The organism is Polyangium sp. 15x6, assembly GCF_029960785.1.
GTDB lineage: Bacteria > Myxococcota_A > Polyangia > Polyangiales > Polyangiaceae > Polyangium.
Window position 1 is genome coordinate 56057 of record NZ_JASBQE010000024.1, and the last position, 17431, is coordinate 73487.

Here is a 17431-nt window from a genome sequence, read left to right on the forward strand (position 1 = left end):
CCGTACCACGGATGGAGGAGAGGAGGCTCGAAGGCGGGAACTACGTCATTCGCCGCCCGGCGCGGGGGCCGGGTTGGGGTCGGCGGTCGGGGCTTCGTCGTCGTTCGAGCTGCCGAACTTGAACGTATTGCGCGCCCAGACCGAGAGGTCGTCGAAGAGCGAATACGCGACCGGTGTGGCGAGCAGGGTCAAGAGGAGCGCGAGCGACTGGCCGCCGATGATGACGAAGCCCGTCGCGCGGTTCGTGCCCGCGCCCGCGCCGCTGGAGGCGACGAGCGGGATCATGCCGGCCACGAACGCCGCCGTCGTCATGAGGATCGGCCGGAGACGATCCTTGTTCGCGAGCAGGATCGCTTCGAGCCGTGGCAGGCCCTCTTCGCGCAGCTTCAGCGTGTGATCGATCTGGAGAATCGAGTTCTTCTTCACGACGCCGAAGAGCACGAGGATGCCCAGCATCGAGAAGATGTTCAGCGATTGCCGGAAGATGATCACGCTGAGGATCGCGAACGGCACCGTCAGCGGCAGGCTGAGCAGGATCGTGATCGGGTGCAGCCACGACTCGAACTGCGCCGCGAGCACGAGGTACATGAAGATGAACGAGAGCAGGAAGGCGAGGCCGAAGTTCCGCGCCGCGCGGCCGAGCTCGCGGGACCGGCCCGTCGCGCTCGCCGAGTAGCCAGGCTCCATCCCGAGATCCTTCGCCGCCTTGTCGAGCGCCTCGATGACCGTGCGCTCCGAGAAGCCCTTCTGCAGGTTGCACATGATCATGACCTGCCGCTGGCGGTTGTAGCGGTCGATCTTCGACGGGCCCGAGCCCTCCGTGAACGACACGAGGTTCTCAAGCGAGACCGTGCCGAGCCGCGTCGAGGGCACCGTGAGGCGCTTGAGCCCCTCGACGTTCGAGCGGTAGCTCGGCACCGCGCGGGCGTGGACCTCGTACTGCTCGCCCTTCTCGTTGTAGTTCGTCACCTCGTAGCCGCCGACGAGCAGGCGCAGCGAGCTCGCGATGTCGGAGACGCTCACGCCGAGATCCGCCGCCTTCTCACGATCGATGTGCGCGCGGAGCTCGGGCTTGCCGAGGATGAGCCCGGTGTCGGCGTCGACGACGCCCGGCAGCGTCTTCATCTTGGCGAGCAGTGCCTCGGCGTAGGACGCGATCTTGGTCATGTCCGGGCCGGTGATCTGGTACATGACCGGGTAGTTCGCGCCGCCGCCCATCGAGTTCACGGGGCCGATCGAGATCCGGTACTCCTTGCCGTACCTCGGCAAGAGCTCCGCGCGCGCCTTGTCGATGAGCTCCTGTTGCGAGAGCTTGCGCTGGTCCGCTGGGACGAGCTTTACGTACAGGCTCGCGAGGTTCGGGGTCTTCTGCGCGTCGTCGCCGACGGTCGTGATCGCGTACGCGACGCCCTCGATCTTCTCGAGATCCCCGACGATGCGCGTCGCGATGAGGCGCATCTCGTCGAGGCTCGTGCCCTCGTGCGCGCGGATGCTCGCCTGGAACTGCGACTCGTCCTCGTCGGGGAGGAAGTTCGCATTGGCGCGGCCCGCGAGGATCGGGATCGAGAAGAGCGCGACGACGCACGAGACCACGATCACCCAGCGGTGCGACATCGACCAGCGGAGGATCCGCACGTAGGCGCGCTCGATGACCCCGTAGATCCCCTTCGCCTCGCCGTGGCCATGCCCGTGGCCGTGGCCGTGGCCGTGGCTCGGGGCCGCGGCGGCGTTTTCCTTGGCGTCGCTCCCCTTCTTCGCGTGCTTGCGCAGCCACCGCGCGCACATCATCGGCGTCAGGGTGAAGCTCACGACGAGGCTCACCATGATCGAGAACGACATGGTCAAGCCGAACGAGCTCATGAAGCGGCCGACGATGCCGCCCATGAACGCGACCGGGAGGAAGACGGCGACGAGCGAGAGCGTCGTCGCGAGCACGGCGAGGCCGATCTCCTTCGTCCCGTTGATCGCGGCCTGCATGGGCCGCTCGTTGTTCTCCTCGATGCGCTTGAAGATGACCTCGAGGACGACGATGGCGTCGTCGATGACGATGCCGACGGCAAGCGTGAGGGCGAGGAGCGTGATCGAGTTCAGCGTGAAGCCCGCGGCGCGCATGACGCCGAAGGTGCTGATGACGCTCGTGGGGATGGCGACGGCCGCGATGACCGTGGACCGGGCATTGCCGAGGAACGCGAACACGATGAGCGCCGCGCAGATGGCGCCGAGCACGAGGTGCTCCTTCACCGAGTGGATCGAGTTCTCGATGAACTCGGACTGATCACGGGCGATGTCGATCGTGTAGCCCTGGGGCAGGCGCTTGCCGAGCTCGTCGAGGCGCTCCTTGACGGTGTTGACGACCTCGACCGTGTTCGTGCCGCTCTGCTTGCGGACGTTGAGCACGACCGTCGCGCGCTGGCCCTTGAAGCCCACGGACTCGGGCTCGGCCGTGCCGTCCTCGACCTCGCCAATGTCGTTGAGGCGCACGCCGTACCCGTCACGCGTGGCCACCACGATCTCGCCCATCTCCCGGACCGACTCCACGCGGCCGCGCGTGCGGAGCGTGAGCTGGCGGGAGCCCTGCTCGACGCGCCCGCTCGGCAGCTCGATGTTCTGCGTCTTCAGCGCGCGCTCGACCTCGGGGCCCGAGATGCCGTACTTCTGGAGCTTCTCCGGGTCGATCCAGACGTTGATCTGCCGCGGGCGACCGCCGATCAAGGTCACCTGGCCGACGCCGTTGATCGACTCGATCTGCCGGCGCACGACCTTGTCCGCGGTCTCCGTGACGTCACGCACGTTGCCCGGGCCCGAGAGCGCGAGCGTGAGGATCGGCGCGGCGTCCGGATCCATCTTCGCGATGACGGGCTGCTCGATGCCCGGCGGCAGCTCGTTGAGGACCGCGTTCACCTTGTCGCGGACCTCCTGCGAGGCGACGTCGACGTCCTTCTCCAGGACGAAGGTCACGATGACCATGCTCACGCCCTCCGAGGAGGAGCTGCGGAGCTCGTCGATGCCGCTGATCGTGTTGACCGCGCTCTCGATCTTGTCGCTGATCTCGGTCTCGATCTCTTCAGGCGCCGAGCCCGGGAGGATCGTGGTGATCACGACGGCCGGGAAGTCGACCTTCGGGAAGCGATCGAGGCCGAGCTGCGCATAGGAGAACACCCCGACCACGGTCAGGATGAGCACGATCACCGTCGCGAAGACGGGTCGTCGTACACAAATCGCTGCGAGCCATTGCATGGTTACTTCGCTCCGGACGCGGGCGCGACGTTCACGTCGACGCCGTCCTGCAAGAGGTCGACTCGCTCGGTCGCGACCTCGTCCGTCGGGAGGACGTTGCCGCGGATCTCGACCTCGCCGTCGATCTCACGGCCTAGCGTCACGATGCGCTCGACGACGCGGTTGCCCGAACGAACGAAGACACGATTGGCGCTGCCGCTCGATCCGATGGCGGCGCGGGGGACGAAAAGCGCGTTCGTCTCGGTCTCGCCGAGCTCGACGTACGCGCGCGCGAAATAGCCGGGCTTGAGCAGGCCGTCGCCGTTCGCGACCTCGGCCTCGATCGGCAGCGTGCGCGACTGCGCCTTGAGGCTCGCGCCGACGCGCTTGACGAGACCCTTGAAGGTCTTGCCCGGGTGCGCGGAGACGGTGAGCGTCACCTCCTTGCCGATGGTGACCTTCGACGCGTCCGTCTCCGGGACGTCGATGCGCAGCCGCAACGTCTCGTCGCGCACGACGACGGCGATGACCTTGCCCATCGGCGCGAACTCGCCGACCGTGGCGCGGCGCTCGGCAACGGCGCCGTCGAAGGGCGCGCGGATGCTCGTGTCGGCGACCGATTTGCGCGCGAGGTTCGCCTGGGACTGCGCGGCCGCGAGGCCGGCCCAGCCTTGCGCCGCGCCGTTCAGCGCGGCCTCGTACTGGGCGCGCGCTTGTTCGGCGCGGGATCGGGCCTGATCCCACTGGGACGCGGCGACCGATCCGCCCTCGTAGAGCTTCTTCGTCCGGTCGGCCTCGGACACGGCGAGGTCCATGCTCTCCTTCGCGGCGCGGACCTCGGCCACGTTGTTCGGATCGAACTTCTCGCCCTTCTTCACGCCGAGCTTGGCGAGCGCCTGGGCCGCGGAAGCGTCGGCGGCCTGGGCGCGGAGGGCGGGATCGCTGCTGTCGAGCTGCACGAGGATGTCGCCCTTTTTCACGCGCGTTCCCACGTCGATCACGACCTTCGTGACGATGCCGGAGGTCGCGGCGGCGACCTCGCTGGTCTCGTCGGCGGCGAGCGTGCCGGTCAGCTCGAGCGTGGGCGACAGCTTGCGCTCGGTGACCTTCGCGAACTTCACCGCCGGCGCGGGCTCGGCGGTGGCGCTCTCCGCGGGTTTGGCCTTCTGCTCGGCGCTCTTTCGTGCGCACGACGGCGTGAACGAAAGGAGCAGCGCGAGCGCGGCGACGTACGCGGATTGATCAAGACGCATCATCGTTCTCCAAGATCGTTTTCATCACGCGGGCGCCTGGGGCGATCGGCCCGGCCCGCGCCGTTCAAATAGAGGTCCACGAGAAGCGAAGCCTCGGCTTCGAGGTTCGGATGGCTCTGCTCCATGAGCATGCCGATGGAGGAAGAGCGGATCAGGCCGCCGAGCGCGCGCGCGAGGGGCACGGGATCCATCGGCCGAAGCGCGCCCGACTGGAGCCCTTCGTTCACGAGCGCGAGCATCGTGGCGCGGAGTTTTTCGAAGTGCTCCACGGCCTTGTCCTTGAGGATGCTCGACGCCGAGGCCGTGCCCTTCGCGAAGAGCCCGCAGTCGAGGGCCACCTGATGGAAGTCGCGGTGCGTTTCGACGAACTGGAGCGTGCGCATGACGCAGCACGTCAGTTTCTGGTCAAAGGGTTCCGGATCGGTGGGCTGCGGCCGGAGGCTGTCGATCATCTGATCGAGCCGCACCTCGAGCAGCGCGTGGAGCACGTCTTCTTTCTGCTCGAAGTGGTTGTAGACGGTGCCGACGGCGATCCGCGCGTGGTCGGCGATGTCCTGGATCCGCGCGCCGTGGAAGCCCTGCTTGGCGAAGACGTGCTCGGCGGCGTCGAGGATCGCGTTGCGGAAGAGCGCCTTGGCCTCGTCACGGCGACGTGGAAGCGTTGTTCGTCGATCGGACGAGTTGCTCACGGGATGAACCGTCGCTCATCTTTTGAACGTGCGCAACGACCGTTCGTAACAAATGTGGGGATCTCGGGGGATGGCTAACGGGGCGGGGTCACGACGAGGCAGGGCGGCGGCGGCGATTCCGTGAGGCGAACAACATCAGTCCGAGGAGTCCGAGCACCGCGACCCCCGAGCGCGCATCCCCCGGGGCGGAGACCACGCAGGACCCGTCATCGCCGCTGCTTCCGCCGCTGCCACCGCTTCCGCCGGCGCCACCGCTTCCGCCGGCGCCACCACTTCCGCTCCCGCTTCCGCCAGCGCCGCCGCTTCCGCTTCCGCTTCCGCCAGCGCCGCCGCTTCCGCTTTCGTCACAGACTCCGCCGGGGTGGACGTCGGCCGCGGTCCACATCGGCTCGTCGGGGGGCCACTGCGAGGTGCCCGGCGGGTCGACGCGCACGTGGCAGGGCGATGAAACCACCCATGATCCGCCCTTGTTTCCCGCAGCGTCGTGCGTGGTCACGCGGAACTTGAAGGCCGTCGCCGGATCGGCGCCTTGGAGCTCCAGGGCGAGCTTCTGGAACCGGATCGCGCTGCCCGCACGCACGGACCGTTCGAATGCGAGGTCCTGCATCGCCGCATCGCGGAACGCCTCGACGCGCCACACCTCGAGCGCCGCCCCCGCCTCGGGCGCGTCCGCGTCGACGTGCAGAAAATACGCGAGATCACTGTCGATCTGGCAATCGCCGCCGCTCGACTTGAAATCGGGGTAGTCGTAGACGTCGAAGAGCAGGCTCTTCACCGGCGCGGGCGACGTCGTGTCCGGCGCGCTCGTCGTGAACGCAATTGATTTGGGTTCACACGTCACGTCGGGGGTGCAGAAGTTGCCGCTGACCTTCACGACCTGACCGACCGCCGGGGTCGGGTCGATGCGCACGGCGAACCCGCCGAGCGCCGTGAGCGCGACGTCCCCGGTTGGCACGAACGACGCGGGGGTTCCGTCGACCGTGACCGTGACGGCGTCGAGGGAGATCGAATGACCCCAAAAGAATAGTGCAGCGTTCGCGGGGTACGTTGCCCCGCTCTCGGGGATGTGGTTGGAGAGGCCCGGCAAGGGCGGTGGGCAGGCGCGGGCAGGCTGCGGGGCAGCGGAGAACAGCGCGGCGGCCGCCACGAGAGCAAGCGACAAACGGGGGAGCATACGCATGGAGAGCCTCCTCGAAGAAGCAAGGACGCCCCATCGTATCGCGGTCGCGATGGGGGTCCGAGCCCTCTTGACCGGCAAGGGGCATCCCCCCATAGTGACCCACCGGTCAGGAATGCCTCGCATCGCCGATCCACGCGCGCGTATCGACCTCCTCCGAGCTGCCGAAGCGATCTTCGCGGAGAACGGCCTCGCCGCGGCCAAGGTCGAAGACATCACCATCCGAGCAGGCGTGTCGAAGGGCGCCTTCTACCTGCATTTCAAGAGCAAACAGGACTGCTTCCGGCAGATCGTGGAGGGCGTCGTGGCTCGGCTCTCGGCATGCATCGAGGCAGCGCGCTTCGACGAGTGCGCGCCACCCGAGAGCATGGAGGCGCTCTTCGAAGGACGACTCGCGCACGTCGTCGACCTGCTCGAGTTTTGCTGGCAAAATCGCGGGATTTTGGGGATGATCCTCACGGGCGGCGGCGGGACGCCCTACGCGTACCTCATGGACGCGTTCGCGGAGCGCATCGAGCGGCAAGCCGAGACCTGGCTGCGGCACGGCGTGGAGGTGGGGCTTTACCGCGATGACATCGAGCCGGCGATCGTCGCTCGGCTCGTCGCGGGCACGCACGAGCGGCTGGTGCGCGAGATCATCAAGCAGCCGCGGCGCCCAGACATCGAGAGCTGGGCGCGTCAAGCGCAGGATTTGCTCGCGCGCGGGCTCTTTTCCGCCGCGTCGAGCGCGGTTGTTGACCGGACGGTCACGAAGAACCGGGAGCGGGACGAACGTCCGCGAGAACCCAGGGCGAGAGCGAAGACAGGATGAGCACCGTGGCAACGACGGGTACGACGAAGAAGTTTGGCGCGGGCAAGCTGATTGCCCTCGCGATCGTGCTGGGCACCGGGGGTCTGATCGGCGTCCGGGTCAAGGCCAAGATGGACCAGAAAAAGGCCATCGAGGCACAATCGGCCGTCACGGCCGAGCACGCCGCGACGCCGGGAAATGCGGCCGCGCCGCCGAAGGTGACAGCGCACGGCGGCACGCTGCTCGCGAAGCCCGAGCCGATGCGCTGGCAGCCGAGGGTCGCCGTGACGGGCACGCTCGAGCCGATTCAGCAGGCCGACGTGGGCTTCAAAGCAGGCGGGCGGCTGCTCGCGATCAAGGCGAAGATCGGCGACGTCGTGAAGCCGGGGCAGGTCCTCGGCGTGGTCGACGCGTCGGAGTCCTCGGCGCAGGCGAACGTGGCGCAGACGGGCGTACGCGTGGCGGAGATCTCGCTCGAAATGGCGAAGGACGCGCAAAAACGCTCGGATACGCTCTACCAGCAGAGCGCGGTGCCCGAGGCCGAGAAGACGACGGCGACGCAGCGGGCGCTGCTCGCGGCGGCGCAGCTCGAACAGGCGCGCGCGCAGGCGCGGCTCGCGTCGGTGTCGGTGGGCAATGCGACGCTCGCGGCGCCCTTCGGCGGGCTCGTGACGCGCGCGCCGAACGGCATCGGCAAGATCGTCGCGCCGGGCGAGCCGCTCTATCACGTCGAGGACACGTCCGTGCTCAAGCTCTCGGCTTCGGTCTCGGAGAACGACGCGAACGTGTTCGAGGTGGGCGCCGCGGTGTCGATCGACGGCGCGCCGAAGGCCGCGGGCAAGGTGACGGCGGTGCTCGGCTCGCTCGATCCGCAGACGCGCAGGGTCCCGGTGATCGCGGAGATCCCGAACGGGCCCGAGGTGGGGCTGCTCTCCGGGTCGTTCGTCCGCGCGCAGATCGTGGCCGCGGAGACGATCGAGGTGCTCAGGCTCCCTGCTTCGGCGCTTCGGCCCGGGGCGCAGGACGAGATCGTCGTGGTGCAGGACGGCAAGGCGCACATCGTGCGGGTCTCGTTCACGATCGCGCCGGACGGCTCGCTGTACGTGCGCAAGGGGCTCGAGGCCGGGGCGTCCGTCGTGGCAAACCCGAGCCCCGAGGTGAAGGAAGGCGAAGCGCTCGATCTCGGACCCGCGGCGCCGGCGCCCGCGAAGTGATCGGCACCCATTTCAAGGCGAACGAGGACCTCTCATGAACCTCTCGGCGATCGCCATCAAGCGCCCCGTCTTCACGGTGATGGTCGCGGTGGCGCTGCTCGTGCTCGGCATCGTGGGCTACAAGCGCCTCGGCACGGATCTCTTCCCGGACGTCTCTTTCCCCGTCGCCAGCGTCACGATCGTCTATCCGGGCGCGAGCCCGGCGGAGATCGAGACGCAGATCTCGAAGCCCATCGAGGACGCGGTCGTGTCGCTGAACGGTATTGACCGCGTGCGCACGTTCTCGCGGGAAGGCGTGTCGACCACGGTCGTGATCTTCAAGCTCGACGTGGACATCCAGGAGGCCGCGCAGCTCGTCCGCGAGCGCGTGGCGCAAGCCCGCTTCAAGCTGCCCAAGGACATCGAAGAGCCCGTGATCTCGCGCCTCGACACGGGCGCGGCGCCGGTGCTCATCTACACGCTCCGCGGCAAACGATCGCTGAGCCAGATCCGGAATTTTGCCGATGACGTGATCCGGCCGGCCCTCGAACAGGTCGACGGCGTGGCGGCGGTGAACATCCGCGGCGGCGCCGAGCGCGAGGTGAAGGTGCTGCTGGATCGGGCGCGGATCGACGCGCTCGGCGTGCAGCCCGCGCAGATCGTGGCGGCGATCAAGGGCGCGAACCTGACGGTGCCCGCGGGGCGTTACGAGCAGGGGACGCGCGAGATCAGTGTGCGCGCGATGGGCGAGCTCGAAGCGGTGGATACGCTGCGTGATCTCGTGGTGTCGATGGCCCGCGACGGCTCGTCGGTGCGGCTCCGGGACGTGGCCGACGTGCAGGACGGCTTCGAGGACATGCGCACGCGCATCCGCGTGAACAACGAGGAAGCCGTCGCCTTCGAGGTCGTCAAGCAGAGCGGCCGCAACACGGTCGAGATCTGCGAGGGCGTGCGGAAGAAGCTCGCGGCGCTGGAGAAGACGTTCCCCGAGGACCTCAAAACGTCGCTGATCATGGATCAGTCGACGTTCATCGAGGAGAACGCGCACGAGGTGCAGATCGCCATCTGGTTCGGCGGCGCGATGGCGATTCTGATCATCCTGATCTTCATGCTCGATCTGCGCTCGACGCTCATCAGCGCGGTCGCGCTGCCGACGAGCGTCGTGGCGACGTTCTTCCTGATGTACGTGCTCGGCTTCACGCTGAACATGATGACGCTGCTCGGCCTTTCCTTGGCGATCGGCCTGCTCATCGACGACGCGGTCGTGGTGCGCGAGAACATCTTCAAGCACCTGGAGCGCGGCGAACCACCCATGGAAGCCGCGCTGAATGGCACGAAGGAAATCGCGCTCAGCGTGCTCGCGACGACGCTGACGATCGTGGCGGTCTTCGTGCCCGTGGCGTTCATGGGCGGCATCGTGGGCCAGTTCTTCCGCCAATTCGGGCTCACGGTCTCGGGCGCGGTGCTCGTATCGCTCTTCGTGGCCTTCACGCTCGATCCGATGCTCTCGTCGCGATTCTCGAAATCGATCGAGCACGGGGCGAAGGATCCGTTCGCCTGGCTCAAGCGGCCATTCGAGTGGGTCTTCCGCGCGATGGACGATTCCTACCGCGACGTCCTCGGCTGGGTCGTGAAGCACAAGCTCGTGGTCGGGCTCGTCGCGTTCGGCACGTTCATCGGATCGTTCTTTCTCCTGGCGCTCATGGGCTCGGACTTCGTCAACCCGGAGGATCGCGGGGAGATGATGGTCGAGATCGAGCTGCCGGCGGGGACGGCGCTCGACGAGCTCGCCACGCAATCGCTCGAGGCGGAGAAGAAGCTGCTCGCGCACCCGCAGCTCAGGACGCTCTACGTGACGCTCGGGCCGAACGGCGAGGTGAACAAGGCGCACTACCGCATCCTGACGACGAAGAAACACGAGCGGACGGTGCCGCTCGACGCCATCAAGGACGACGTGCGCGCGATTGTGAAGGCCGTGCCCGGAGCGAACGTGGTCATCACGGAGCCCGAGTTCGTGGAGGGCGCGGGCGTACAGGCGCCTATCATGATCAACGTGCGGGGCGAGTCGTACGACGACATCCGCGCGCTGGCCGATCAGGTCGCGGGCGTTCTCAAGACCACGGCGGGCGTGACGGACGTGCAGGTGAAGTTCTCGCCCGGCAGGCCCGAAATGCGCGTGAAGGTGGACCGGCAGCGCGCGGCCGATCAGGGCATCAGCGTGGCGCAGCTCGCGATGACGCTGCGCACCGCAATCGAGGGCGAGGAGGCGAGCAAGCTCCGCCAAGGCAAGGACGAGGTGCCGATCCGGGTGCAGATGCGCGAGGAGGACCGGGCCTCGCCGGCCGAGCTCTCGCGGCTCACGTTGTGGTCGCCGCGGGGCGCGGTCGCGCTCTCGGACATCGCGCGGCTCGAAATGGGCGAGGGCCCGCAGGTGATCGAGCGCGAGGATCGGCAGCGGCAGATCGCCGTGTGGGCGACGCCGCGTGGCCGCTCCCTCGGCGAGATCGTGGGCGAGCTCATGCCGAGGATCGACGCGCTGCAAAAACCGAAGGGCACGTCGCTCAGCTACGACGGGCAGATCGAGCAGATGAACGATACGAACTCGTCGATGGGGACGGCGCTCCTGCTCGCGATCATCTTCATCTACCTCGTGCTCGCGTCGCAGTTCGAGAGCTTCATCCACCCGCTGACGATCATGATGACCCTGCCGCTCGCGCTCGTCGGCGCGATCCTGGGGCTCTTCCTCATGGATACGTCGATGGCCATGGGCTCGCTGATCGGGATCATCCTGCTCATGGGCCTGGTCACGAAGAACGCGATCTTGCTCGTCGACCGGGCGATCGTGCGGGTGCGCGAGAACGGCGAGACGCCCTTGCAGGCCATCCTGGAGGCCGGCCCGGAGCGGCTCCGCCCGATCCTGATGACGAGCGCGGCGATGGTGCTCGGCATGCTGCCGACCGCGCTCTCGAACGGCGAGGGCAGCGAGTTCCGCGCGCCGATGGCCATCGCGGTCATCGGCGGCGTCGTGAGCTCGACGTTGCTATCGCTGGTCGTGATCCCTGCCCTGTACCTCGCCATCGAGAATGCGAAGGCGTGGCTGCGAGCGCGCGGCATCGTGAAGGGCGACGCCGAGCCCGCCCCGGCCGCCGAGTGAGCAGGCGGGGCCCGCGCGGCCCCGCGCGTTGACGTCATTGCCCGAGAGCCCCAAGGAGCCCGCTGCCCTGCCTGCGAGGGGAGGAGGCGCGCGCTCTCATGGTCGGCAAGCTCAGCCCAGACGAGATTGAAAGGGTCCTTGGGACCCAAATGATCGCCCACCTCGGCTGCCACGCGGGCGGCCGGACCTACGTCGTGCCCATCACGTACGCGTACGAAGACGACTACGTCTACAGCCACACGAGTGAGGGCCTGAAGCTCGCGATGATGCGCGAAAACCCGGAGGTCTGCGTCGAGGTCGAGAAGATCGACGGACCCGCGCACTGGCGCAGCGTGATCGCGTGGGGCACGTTCGAGGAGCTCACGGGACGGGACGCCGCGCATGCGCTGCAGGTCCTTCTCGAGCGTTATTTCTCGCGCGAGGCGAGCGAGACGGCGCGCGGCCCGCTCGGCCCGCATCGTCAGGGCGCGGTTCACCCGGACGCACACCTCTATCGCATCCACCTCACCGAAAAAACGGGGCGGTTCGAGGACGGAGCGCGAAAACATCCGCGCCCCACCCTCGTTCGTTAAGTTCGTCACATCAAAACATCGTCAAAACCATGGCTCCGCGCGGGTTTCACCGGGGACATGCGGGGGTTCGTCCTCGTGCATGACATTCGGGTGAAGCCGCCCAGGCCGTCTCTGGTTTTGCGTTCGTCCCGACCGCCCTCCGTGGTAGACGCGGTACGGAGGGACAAAAGATGCGCAGGACCACGAAGCTGACCTTGATGGCATTCGCCATCCTTTCCACCGGTACGGGGTGTGAGATCATCGCGTCGGTGGATCGGAGCCAGATCGACCAGTCGCCGGGCGCCGGCCCGGGAGGGACCGGCGGCGCTGGCGGGATGGGCCCCGGCTCCGGCGGGATGGGCCCCGGCTCCGGTGGCATGGGCGGCGTCGGCGGGATCGGCGGCGCTGGCGGGATCGGCGGCATCGGTGGGATGGGCGGCGCTGGCGGAATGGGCGGCATCGGTGGGATGGGCGGCGCTGGCGGGATCGGCGGCATCGGTGGGATGGGCGGCGCTGGCGGAATGGGCGGCGCCGGCGGAATGGGCGGCGCTGGCGGAATGGGCGGCGCTGGCGGAATGGGCGGCGCCGGCGGAATGGGCGGCGTCGGCGGAATGGGCGGCGCTGGCGGAATGGGCGGCGGCAGCACACAGTGTACCATTCCTGCGGATTGCCCTCCGACGGGGAACGAATGCATCGTCACCACCTGCGACGCGGGGATCTGCGGCACGGCATTCGTGAATTCCGGCACGCAGGTCGCGACCCAGCAGGACGGCAATTGCAAGGTCGATCAGTGTGACGGCGCCGGAAACGTGGTCAGCGTCGACGACGACAGCGACCTGCCCGACGACAAGAACGAGTGCACGAGCGACTCGTGCTCGGACGGCACGCCGACCTACACGAACCTGATGTCCGGCGCGGCATGCGGCGCCAGCATGAACCTGTTCTGCAACGGAATGGGCGCGTGCGTCGGCTGCGTGACCGTGAACGATTGCCAGGGAAACGACACGGCCTGCCAGACCCGCACCTGCACGGAAGGTGTTTGCGGCTTCAACAATGCCGCGCAGGGCACCGCCGCGGGCGATCCGACGGACGGTGATTGCAAGCGCGACGTGTGCGACGGCAATGGCAACATCGTGGCCATGGACGACGCCGCCGACCTGCCGGCCGATGACGGCAATGCGTGCACGGTGGCGGCGTGTGACCCGACGAACGGGCCGGTCCAGAACCCGGTCAACGTCAACGACAACGACGCTTGTACGAGCGACGCGTGTGATCCGGCGACCGGCGTTTCGCATACGCCCGTCAACATCAATGACAACGACGTCTGCACGACGGATGCGTGTGATCCGGCGACCGGCGTTTCGCATACGCCCGTCAACATCAATGACAATGACGCTTGCACGACGGACGCGTGCGATCCGGTGAACGGTCCCTCCCACACGCCCGTCAGCATCGACGACAATACCGTTTGCACCACGGACGCCTGTGATCCGGCGACCGGCGTCTCCCACACGCCCGTCAACATCGACGACAACAATGCTTGCACGGCCGACGCCTGCGATCCGGTGAATGGCGTCTCCCACACGAATCTTCCGTCGGGCACGGATTGCGGCAATGGCAATCAGTGCAATGGCATGGGGCAATGTGTCGGGTGCAGCACGGCCGCGGATTGCCCCGGCCAGGTCACCGAGTGTGGCGCGCCGGTCTGCGATGCCGGCGTCTGCGGCATGACGTACGCGCCGTCGGGCACGCCAGTCGCGACGCAGGTGCCCGGCGATTGCACGGTGGCCGTCTGCAACGGCATGGGCGGCACGGCGACCGCGATCGACAACAACGACCTTCCGATCGACGGCAACGAGTGCACGCTCGACATCTGCGACAACGGAACGCCGACGCACACGCCCCAGAGCGCGGGCACGCCGTGCAGCCAGAATGGGGGCACGCAATGTGACGGCAATGGGATGTGCGTCGGGCCGGCGGCGCCGACGGTCGTCAGCACGACGCCCGCCGACGGGGCGCTCGATGTCCCGATTGGCTCGACGATCGCCGTCACGTTCAGCACCGCCATGAACCCGGCCACGCTGACGGCGACGACCGAGACGGGGGCCTGCACGGGGTCGATCCAGATCTCGACGGACGATTTTGCCTCGTGCCTCGGATTCGCGTCGGCCGCGCCGACGATGAGCATGGGCAACACGGTCGCGACGCTCGTGCCTGCACCGACGCTCTCGTACTTCTCGGCGTACAAGATCCGTGTAACGACGGGGGCACAGAATGCATCGGGCACGCCGCTCGCCGCCGTGTACACGACACCGGACGGGTTCTTGACGGCAGAGCCAACGACGACCTCGTGCACGGGCTCGATCGTGATCAGCCAGGTGTACGGCGGAGGTGGATCCCCGAATGCACCTTATACCCACGATTTCGTGGAGCTCCACAATCGCGGCTCGTCGACCGTGAGCGTCGCGGGCTGGACCGTCCAGTATGCGGCCGCGGCGGGGACGAGCTGGCAAACGGTGGCCCTGACGGGTTCGATCCCCGCGGGTGGCTATTACCTGGTTCAATTCGGATCGAGCGGCGCGGTCGGCAACCCGCTGCCCACGGCCCAGGCGACGAGCGCAACGAACATCGGCCAGAGCGCCGGCAAGGTGGCCCTCGTCAACACGACCACGGCTCTCTCGGGTGCCAATCCGACGGGCGCGCAAATTCAGGACCTCGTAGGTTACGGGACGACCGCGACCGGCTACGAGGGGACGGGGCCGACGCCGGCGCCGTCCGTTTCGCTCGCCGTCGTGCGAGCCGGCGCCGGGTGCACGGACACGAACCAGAATGCGACCGATTTCTCGACGGCCGCGCCTGCGCCCCGCAACTCCGCGACGGCCGCGCTCATCTGCACCTGCCCTCTCGTGGGCGCGATCAACGAGTCGGGCGACGCGGCGGAAATGGATTATTGCGTCGTCCAGTACCCGATGAGCACAACCACGACCGCCGGCCAGATGACCGAGACCATTTACGGCCGCGTCTACGAGTCCGGCTTCACGGATGCGGCCGGCGCGAACGCCGCCATCGTGGCCGAGCTCGGGTTCGGAGCCGCGAACATCAACCCGACCACGCAGAGCGGGTACACGTTCGTCCCGGCGACGTTCAACATCCAGGTGGGCAACGACGACGAATACCAGGCATCCTTCAGCGCGCCCGCCACGCCCGGCTCCTACCGTTACGTCTATCGCTTCAGCCGCAACGCCGGGTCGAGCTGGACCTATTGCGACCTCAATGGCGCCGGCTCGAACCCCGGCCTCTCCTTCGAGGTCACCGAGCTCCCGGTCCTCAGCGTCACGCCTTGACGCCGCACCTTTCCGACGAGGGCCCCGCGCGGGCCCTGCTTCCTCCGGACGAGCCCTTCTCGCCGCGCCTCCGATAGGCTATCCATCGGTCTTCGCCGTATGCTTCCGCAGCGCGAGGGATCGATGCGCACAGACCTTCTACGCCGTGCCGTGCTCCTGGGCTTCGCCACCCTGCCCGTCGCCGTCGCGGCGAGCCAGTTCGCCGCGGGTTGCGGCTCCGAAGAGCCCCTTGACGTCATTGGACAACCCACCTCGTCGTCTTCCTCGACCGGCTCCGGCGGTAACGGCGGAAACGGGGGCACCGGCGCCGCGAGCTCCGTCACCTCGGGCACGGGCGGCGCGGGCACGGGCGGCACGGGAAACGGCGGCACCGGCGGCACCGGCGGCATGGCCGGCGCGGGGGGCATGGGCGGCGCCGCGAGCTCCAGCAGCAGCGGGATGTTCATCGACGACGCGGGCGCGAAGACGTGCCCCTCCGTCGCGAACACGCCGGCCATGGTCGCGGTGCCCGGCTGGGACGGCAAGGCCTATTGCATCGACGCCACCGAGGTGACGAACGCACACTACGCGACCTGGCTCGAGAGCGGGCCGAGCGTCGCGAACCAGAGCTCGGTTTGCGCCTCGAACCTCTCCTTCACGCCCGCCACCGGCGCCCCGCCGAAGGACGATTACCCGGTCGGGTCCGTCGACTGGTGTGACGCCTTCGCGTATTGCAAGGCCGTGGGCAAGCGCCTCTGCGGTCGCATCGGCGGCGGCCCGGCGCCGTATTTCGCGGACGACGATGCCTCGCGGAACCAGTGGTTCAGCGCGTGCAGCCACGGCGGCACGCAAGGCTATCCGTATGGCCAGGCGTACGACGCGAATGCTTGCAACGTGAAGGACGCGGCCTATGGCGCGGTCCTGCCCGTGGGCACGCTCCCGGGCTGCATGGGCGGGTTCGAGGGGCTCGTCGACATGAGCGGGAACGTGTGGGAATGGGAGGATTCGTGTATCCCCGGGGATAGCGGCGTGGACCTCTGCCGTCGCCGCGGCGGATCCTTTTCGAGCTCGGCCGACAACGTCGATTGTGACGTCGCGAGCTCGCGGCCGCGGGACGGCGCCGAGGCGAACACGGGCTTCCGATGCTGCGCCGATTGAGCTTCGCGGCCTCCGCGCTCGGGTTCGTCGCCGCCGCCTCCGGCTGTGACGGCGGGACGGAATCGAGCGGCGGGACGACGGGCACGTTCGTCGACGACGCGGGCGCCTTGACGTGCCCGGACGTACCCGGGACCCCGCCGATGCTCGCGCTCGGCGGCTGGGACGGTCGGGCGTATTGCATCGACACGATCGAGGTGACGAACGCGCATTATGCCGCGTGGCTGGAGACGTCCCCGGACACGAGCGGGCAGCGCCCCGATTGCGCCGGGAACACCACGTTCGTCCCTGCGTCCGGGCCGCCGCCGAAGAACGACTATCCCGTCGTGAACGTGGATTTCTGCGACGCGCTCGCCTTCTGCGCGGCCTTCGGCAAGCGCCTCTGCGGGCGCCTCACCGGCGGGCCCACGCCGTATTTCGGGCACGACGATCCCGCGCAGAGCCAGTGGCACAGCGCCTGCACGCACGGCGGCGCGAAGCCATTCCCCTACGGATCGACGTACGATCCGAACGCATGCAATGGCGCCGACGCGAAGTACGGGGCGCCGCTCGTCGCGTTCGCGCTCCCGGGATGCGGCGGCGGTTCGTCCGGGCTCGTCGACATGAGCGGCAACGTGTGGGAATGGGAAGACGCGTGCATTCCGGGCGACGGCGGCGTCCCCGAGTGCCGGCGGCGCGGCGGATCGTTTTCGAGCTCGGCCAAGTACATGAGCTGCGACGCGAGGAGCTCGCGGCCCGTCGACGCCGCCGAGGACAACACGGGCTTCCGCTGCTGCGCGGACGGCGCATGATCCGGGTCATCCTTCCCCTCCTGCTCGTAGGGGCGGCCGGTTGTGGCGGCGGCGAGGTGACCCCGTCTCCGCGCGCGGCATTCACGCGGCCCGCGCGATCCCCCAGACCACGGCATGATCGGGCACGGGCCGAGCGAAG

Annotated in this window: 11 protein-coding genes; 7 read left to right on the forward strand and 4 right to left on the reverse strand. The window is 68.1% G+C overall.

The window, feature by feature from the left end; genetic code table 11:
- Window positions 1-45 precede the first annotated feature (45 nt).
- The 4 genes from QHF83_RS19525 to QHF83_RS19540 form a co-directional block, all read right to left on the reverse strand.
- Entirely contained in the window at window positions 46-3237 is a 3192-nt protein-coding gene (locus QHF83_RS19525) for an efflux RND transporter permease subunit (protein WP_282419381.1), read from the reverse strand.
- Between the two features lie 2 nt (window positions 3238-3239).
- Complete coding sequence (locus QHF83_RS19530) at window positions 3240-4472, reverse strand: efflux RND transporter periplasmic adaptor subunit (RefSeq protein WP_282419382.1); 1233 nt, start codon at window positions 4470-4472, stop codon at window positions 3240-3242.
- A complete protein-coding gene (locus tag QHF83_RS19535; protein ID WP_282419383.1) occupies window positions 4469-5158 on the reverse strand; it encodes a TetR/AcrR family transcriptional regulator in 690 nt (229 codons plus the stop codon). The genes QHF83_RS19530 and QHF83_RS19535 overlap by 4 nt, the downstream gene beginning before the upstream one ends.
- 88 nt (window positions 5159-5246) lie before the next feature.
- Complete coding sequence (locus QHF83_RS19540) at window positions 5247-6338, reverse strand: hypothetical protein (protein WP_282419384.1); 1092 nt, start codon at window positions 6336-6338, stop codon at window positions 5247-5249.
- A 112-nt stretch (window positions 6339-6450) separates the two neighbouring features.
- Here QHF83_RS19540 and QHF83_RS19545 point away from each other — a divergent pair, with 112 nt between their 5' ends.
- The 7 genes from QHF83_RS19545 to QHF83_RS19575 all read left to right on the forward strand — a co-directional run bounded on the left by QHF83_RS19545 (window position 6451) and on the right by QHF83_RS19575 (window position 17292).
- Window positions 6451-7146 (forward strand): TetR/AcrR family transcriptional regulator, encoded by a 696-nt coding sequence (locus tag QHF83_RS19545; protein ID WP_272426659.1) that lies wholly within the window; start codon window positions 6451-6453, stop codon window positions 7144-7146.
- Window positions 7147-7151: 5 nt separating this feature from the next.
- Window positions 7152-8339, forward strand: coding sequence for an efflux RND transporter periplasmic adaptor subunit (locus QHF83_RS19550; protein WP_282419385.1), 1188 nt, complete (start codon window positions 7152-7154; stop codon window positions 8337-8339).
- Window positions 8340-8373: 34 nt separating this feature from the next.
- Entirely contained in the window at window positions 8374-11472 is a 3099-nt protein-coding gene (locus tag QHF83_RS19555) for an efflux RND transporter permease subunit (RefSeq protein ID WP_282419386.1), read from the forward strand.
- 98 nt (window positions 11473-11570) lie between these two features.
- Complete coding sequence (locus QHF83_RS19560; protein ID WP_272426656.1) at window positions 11571-12044, forward strand: pyridoxamine 5'-phosphate oxidase family protein; 474 nt, start codon at window positions 11571-11573, stop codon at window positions 12042-12044.
- Window positions 12045-12214: 170 nt separating this feature from the next.
- The gene (locus tag QHF83_RS19565; protein WP_282419387.1) at window positions 12215-15367 is read left to right on the forward strand and encodes a lamin tail domain-containing protein; all 3153 of its coding nucleotides are present in this window, start codon (window positions 12215-12217) and stop codon (window positions 15365-15367) included.
- A 123-nt stretch (window positions 15368-15490) separates the two neighbouring features.
- Complete coding sequence (locus QHF83_RS19570) at window positions 15491-16504, forward strand: SUMF1/EgtB/PvdO family nonheme iron enzyme (RefSeq protein ID WP_282419388.1); 1014 nt, start codon at window positions 15491-15493, stop codon at window positions 16502-16504.
- Window positions 16489-17292, forward strand: coding sequence for an SUMF1/EgtB/PvdO family nonheme iron enzyme (locus tag QHF83_RS19575; RefSeq protein ID WP_282419389.1), 804 nt, complete (start codon window positions 16489-16491; stop codon window positions 17290-17292). The genes QHF83_RS19570 and QHF83_RS19575 overlap by 16 nt, the downstream gene beginning before the upstream one ends.
- Window positions 17293-17431: the final 139 nt, after the last annotated feature.

Bases quoted from the DNA above. Each gene is read 5' to 3' on its own strand.
- QHF83_RS19560 (WP_272426656.1), top strand. From the start codon at position 11,571: ATGGTCGGCAAGCTCAGCCCAGACGAGATTGAAAGGGTCCTTGGGACC.
- QHF83_RS19575 (WP_282419389.1), top strand. From the start codon at position 16,489: ATGCTGCGCCGATTGAGCTTCGCGGCCTCCGCGCTCGGGTTCGTCGCC.
- QHF83_RS19570 (WP_282419388.1), top strand. From the start codon at position 15,491: ATGCGCACAGACCTTCTACGCCGTGCCGTGCTCCTGGGCTTCGCCACC.
- QHF83_RS19530 (WP_282419382.1), bottom strand. From the start codon at position 4,472: ATGATGCGTCTTGATCAATCCGCGTACGTCGCCGCGCTCGCGCTGCTC.
- QHF83_RS19525 (WP_282419381.1), bottom strand. From the start codon at position 3,237: ATGCAATGGCTCGCAGCGATTTGTGTACGACGACCCGTCTTCGCGACG.
- QHF83_RS19565 (WP_282419387.1), top strand. From the start codon at position 12,215: ATGCGCAGGACCACGAAGCTGACCTTGATGGCATTCGCCATCCTTTCC.
- QHF83_RS19540 (WP_282419384.1), bottom strand. From the start codon at position 6,338: ATGCGTATGCTCCCCCGTTTGTCGCTTGCTCTCGTGGCGGCCGCCGCG.
- QHF83_RS19545 (WP_272426659.1), top strand. From the start codon at position 6,451: ATGCCTCGCATCGCCGATCCACGCGCGCGTATCGACCTCCTCCGAGCT.
- QHF83_RS19555 (WP_282419386.1), top strand. From the start codon at position 8,374: ATGAACCTCTCGGCGATCGCCATCAAGCGCCCCGTCTTCACGGTGATG.